Origin of the sequence: Psittacicella gerlachiana (assembly GCF_003585965.1) — a bacterium.
Classification (GTDB): domain Bacteria; phylum Pseudomonadota; class Gammaproteobacteria; order Enterobacterales; family Psittacicellaceae; genus Psittacicella; species Psittacicella gerlachiana.
Map to the genome: position 1 here is coordinate 1 of NZ_NRJF01000111.1, position 4423 is coordinate 4423.

At 31.3% G+C, this 4423-nt stretch carries 4 protein-coding genes; 2 read left to right on the forward strand and 2 right to left on the reverse strand.

The annotated features are described in order from the left end of the window. The first annotated feature begins 180 nt into the window (after positions 1-180). Entirely contained in the window at positions 181-396 is a 216-nt protein-coding gene (locus tag CKF59_RS04220; RefSeq protein ID WP_119534728.1) for a hypothetical protein, read from the forward strand. Positions 397-553: 157 nt separating this feature from the next. Beyond that, the gene (locus tag CKF59_RS04225) at positions 554-2227 is read left to right on the forward strand and encodes a cyclic peptide export ABC transporter (protein WP_119534729.1); all 1674 of its coding nucleotides are present in this window, start codon (positions 554-556) and stop codon (positions 2225-2227) included. A 42-nt stretch (positions 2228-2269) separates the two neighbouring features. On the opposite strand, the gene tadA is transcribed toward CKF59_RS04225, so the two are convergent. Then, positions 2270-2869: a tRNA adenosine(34) deaminase TadA gene (gene tadA, locus CKF59_RS04230; RefSeq protein ID WP_222985576.1), complete on the reverse strand. Its 600-nt coding sequence runs from the start codon at positions 2867-2869 to the stop codon at positions 2270-2272. A gap of 35 nt (positions 2870-2904) precedes the next feature. Then, positions 2905-4248 carry a pseudouridine synthase gene (locus tag CKF59_RS04235; protein WP_119534730.1) on the reverse strand — a complete coding sequence of 448 codons (1344 nt, stop codon included), beginning with the start codon at positions 4246-4248 and terminating at the stop codon, positions 2905-2907. Between the last annotated feature and the right edge of the window lie 175 nt (positions 4249-4423).

Genomic DNA, 4423 nt, shown 5'->3' on the forward strand with positions numbered 1-4423 from the left:
TTTATTGGCATTTTCTAGGGAAAAGTAGAACTAATTTATTTATTTGCGTAGATTTATATGTATATAATTAAAATAGTATACGAGCTAAACATTATATTTATGTTGATATTTTAGCTACATTTATTTCCACCTTTTTTCTATAGTAGAGTTTACTTGAGAAAATTGGTCAAGGAGGTGCATATGCGTAAAATTAGAAAAAAAGCATTCAAAAGCTTAAGAAGATTAATTAGTTTCAAACGTCGTGTAGTGCGTTTAAATCGTAAACGTTCATTACAAAATGATAGCAAAACCAAATCGACTAAAACAATTATGGTTTTACGTGATAATAAATTAAAATTATATCGTAACCGCTCTAATTATAATTCTTCACGTCGCAGTTCAAGAATTGATGCTTAAGATTCAATTTTTACAATCATAGTAACAAAAATCCTGCTTATTTATCAGCTTATAATTTGATAAATAAGCAGGACTTTTTGTATATGTAAAATTTAATTTGCTACAATATAGAAAACCACTTTAATTTACATTATTTATTTACATTATATTTTGAAATATGGTTCTATTTTTACACTACGCTAAAAAATTTAAGTGGCGTATTTTTATTATTATCCTCTTATCTGTTCTCAATGGGTTAGTAAGCATTGCAATCTTAAACTTTATTAACACTAAATTACTAAACACTGATAGTTTTGGAGTTTATACTTTTATTGCTTTTTTACTTACCCTTGTAGCTTTTCTTGCCGTACAAACTATTGCTCAAATTTCTATTGCAGCCTTTGGACATAAAATTGTCTTTTTATTAAGAAAGCAACTAGTTAAGCAAATTATTGATTCTAGTTATCAACAAGTAAAATCTCAAGGTAAAGGGAAAATTTTAGCGAGTTTAAACGGAGATATAGATAATATCTCTCGTATCTTTATGAACTTACCAGATGTAATTCAAGGTGCGGTGCTTGCTTTATGCACAGGATTCTATCTTGGACATTTATCTTTATCTCTGTTAGCAGTTACTATTGTTTGTTGTGGGTTAATTCTTCTTGGCATGCATCTAATTGTAAAAACTGTAGTCTTAAATTTTAAAAAGTATCGAGCTACAAAAGATTTTCTTTCTACAGATTACCAAGCGATTCTTGATGGTCATCGTGAATTAAAATTAAACAATAAACGAGCGTCTAAATTCTATGAGCAAAAACTAACTCCTCATGCAGAAAACTCTCGTGCAGCTATAGTAAAAACAGATTTTTTCCATTACTTAGGTAACAACTACTTTGACGTTTCTATTCTTGCTCTTGTAGGATTAATTTTCTTCCTTGCCTATAATTTTAATCTTGCAACTATAGAGACCACCATTACCTTTGCCGTAACCATTCTCTTTATTCGTAACTTTATTGGTCAAGCCGTTTCTTCTATTTCTGATATAAGTTTAGGTTTTGTTTCTATCCAAAAAATTCAACAACTAGAATTTAGTCCTTATGTTGAAGAGTTTTCTGAACAAAATGCTTTAAATCCGAATTGGCAAACAATTCGCTTTGAAAATGTAACCTATACTTATCCTAAAGAACAAAATGCTGCTGATGCTAACAAGGAAGTACAGCAATTTTCATTAGAGCCGGTAAACTTTACCTTAAAACGAGGAGAACTTACTTTTCTGATTGGAAAAAATGGTTCAGGAAAATCAACTCTATCACTCCTGTTATCAGGTTTAGTTGAACCAACTTCAGGAACTATTTATGTCGATAATACTCCAATTACTCCTGAATTAGCGTCTTCATATCGTGGCATGATTTCCTCAGTATTTAGTGACTTTTATCTCTTCCATGAATTACCTACCGATGATTCAGAAGAAACTAATGCTTTAATTGATCAGTGGCTCAATTTATTAGAGATGAAAGAAAAAGTTGAGGTTATTGCCCAAAACTTATCTACAACTTCTTTATCAACTGGACAAAGAAAAAGATTAGCTCTGCTCGTAGCAATTGCTGAACAAAGATCATTTATGATTCTTGATGAATGGGCAGCTGATCAAGATCCTTCATTCCGTTATACCTTTTATCATCAAATCTTACCTTTAATTAAAGAAAAAGGAATTACGGTATTTGCGATAAGTCACGATGATGCTTATTTTGATATTGCAGATAATATCTATCTCATTAGCAAAGGTAAACTTAAACTTCTAAATGCAGAAGAAAGAAAAACCGAAGCTCATTTAGCGGTAGAAAACTATTAAAAAAACTAAAGGACATCTAACAAAACTTAGATGTCCTTTAGTTTATTGTTCATAATAAATTTGGGTCGCAGCACGAAGTAAACGCTTTTGCTCTTTTTTCATCATTCTTTTATGTTGAAAGTATCTTAGCAACTCTTCGCTAACTTTAGTCCCTCTCACTCCTGATACAATTTCAGGAATATGATTCATAGGAAAATCTTGATACAGATTAAATCTTCCCCCTACTGATCCGGTTTTAAGATCCTTAGCTCCATAAACCAATCTTGAACAACGAGCATGTAAAATTGCTCCCGCACACATAGGACAAGGTTCTAAAGTTGTATAAATAGTTGACTCTACTAAACGATAATTTCCTACTCTTGCTCCCGCATCTCTAATCGCTAAAACTTCAGCATGAGCACTAGCATCATTAAGCATTATTGGAGCATTCAGTCCTATACCTTGGATCTTATCATCAATTACTAAAAGAGCGGCAATAGGAATTTCTCCTAAACGTTCTGCAACCTTGGTTAAGTCTAAACATAACTCCATAAAGAATAGATCTTTATCTTCTTGAGTCGTATTAGGTAAAAATACTGGCTTTAATTGATAAAAAGGCTCTAATTCTTGCAAAATTATGTCTGGATAAATTTTTGAAGACATGAAATTAAACTAACGTTTCTGAAAGATTTAAAATCTTATTTATAGAATTTTTCAACAAAGCTTTCATCACCGCTTCGTTTTGAAAATTTCTTTTTGTTCTTTTGAGAAATTTTTTCAGCTAATTGCTTACGTTTTTCATGTTGTTCTTTATTCTTTTCATCTTGTACTTTTTGTACTTGTGAACGGTGTTTACTATCTTTGAAAATAGCTTTTTTGATTTTACGTAAGTGCTGTGTTCTTTCACGCTTAAATTCAGAATTACTATAATTTAATTCTTCTGCTGAAGCATAACCTTTAGTTTCAGGAGGAAGTCCTACTAAACCTCTTAAAAGATTTATTTCTTCAAGATCAGCTTCTAAATAACCTGATTGAGGAATACTTAAAGTACGATTTAAACAAATTCCAGCATATTCAATACGAATTAAACGAGAAACTATTACGTCTTGACTTTCCCAAATACGACGCACTTCATGTTTACGCCCTTCACTTAAAGTTACTTCAAACCAAGCGTTAGCTTTTTTACGTTGCCCTTGTTGATAAGAATCTAAATTTTGCTCTTGGTCATTAATTGGACGTATATCATCAAATTTAGCAATCCCATCATCAAGCATTACCCCTTTTTTAATACGCTTAATCATTTCATCAGTAACTTCACCATAAACACGACATAAGTATTTACGTTCAATATTAAAAGAAGGGTGCATTAATCTGTGAGCTAATTCACCGTCATTGGTAAATAAAAGTAATCCTGAGGTATTAGCATCCAAACGTCCTACTTGTACCCAACGCCCAACAGATAAACGAGGTAAACGATCAAAAACGGTTTTACGTCCTTCTGGATCTTTTCTTGAAGAAATTTCGCCTTCAGCTTTATGATAAATTAAAACTTGGCATGACTCTTTAAGAGCTGCACGGTGTTTAATGATTTCACCATCAATACGAACTTTGATTGAGGTGTCATTTAAATCAATTTGTTGACCAAGAATAGCCTTTTCTCCATTTACAGAGACACGACCTTCACGAATTAATTGTTCTGCTTTACGATTCGAACACATTCCTGTACGAGCAATTACTTTATGTAATCTTTCTGCACGTACACCTTTTTTTTGTTTTTTTACAGTTTTTAAGGTAACTTGACCTTTTGCAGAAAAGTCAGCTACATCATGCTTAGCTTTACGTAAACCTTCTAAATAAGCAGTATCAAGATTTTTAGCTTCAAAAACTTCTTCTTGGCTCGTTAAATTGCCACGTAATTTTGCTTTTTTACGAGCATTTTCTTTTTTCTTGATTTTTTCGTTAGCTTTTAACTTTTCTAAAGCCTTTTTTTCTTTTGTTGCTTTAATTAATTTTAAAACTGTTTCTGTTATTGAAATTGACATATGTTATTTTCCAGTAAAAAGGATCTAATTGTATCTCTACAAATAAACACCGATGAAAAGAATTTTTGCCTTTAAAGGCAAAAGATTAGAGTCTAATTATAACATAGTTAGCGAAAATTCAAAGATATAGACATAAATAAAATAGCACTAAATTAACTTAGTGCTACTTTAATAC

What these genes read in the sequence shown, in the direction of transcription:
- CKF59_RS04220 (WP_119534728.1), top strand. Translation starts at nt 181, where the DNA reads ATGCGTAAAATTAGAAAAAAAGCATTCAAAAGCTTAAGAAGATTAATT.
- CKF59_RS04225 (WP_119534729.1), top strand. Translation starts at nt 554, where the DNA reads ATGGTTCTATTTTTACACTACGCTAAAAAATTTAAGTGGCGTATTTTT.
- tadA (WP_222985576.1), bottom strand. Translation starts at nt 2,869, where the DNA reads ATGTCTTCAAAAATTTATCCAGACATAATTTTGCAAGAATTAGAGCCT.
- CKF59_RS04235 (WP_119534730.1), bottom strand. Translation starts at nt 4,248, where the DNA reads ATGTCAATTTCAATAACAGAAACAGTTTTAAAATTAATTAAAGCAACA.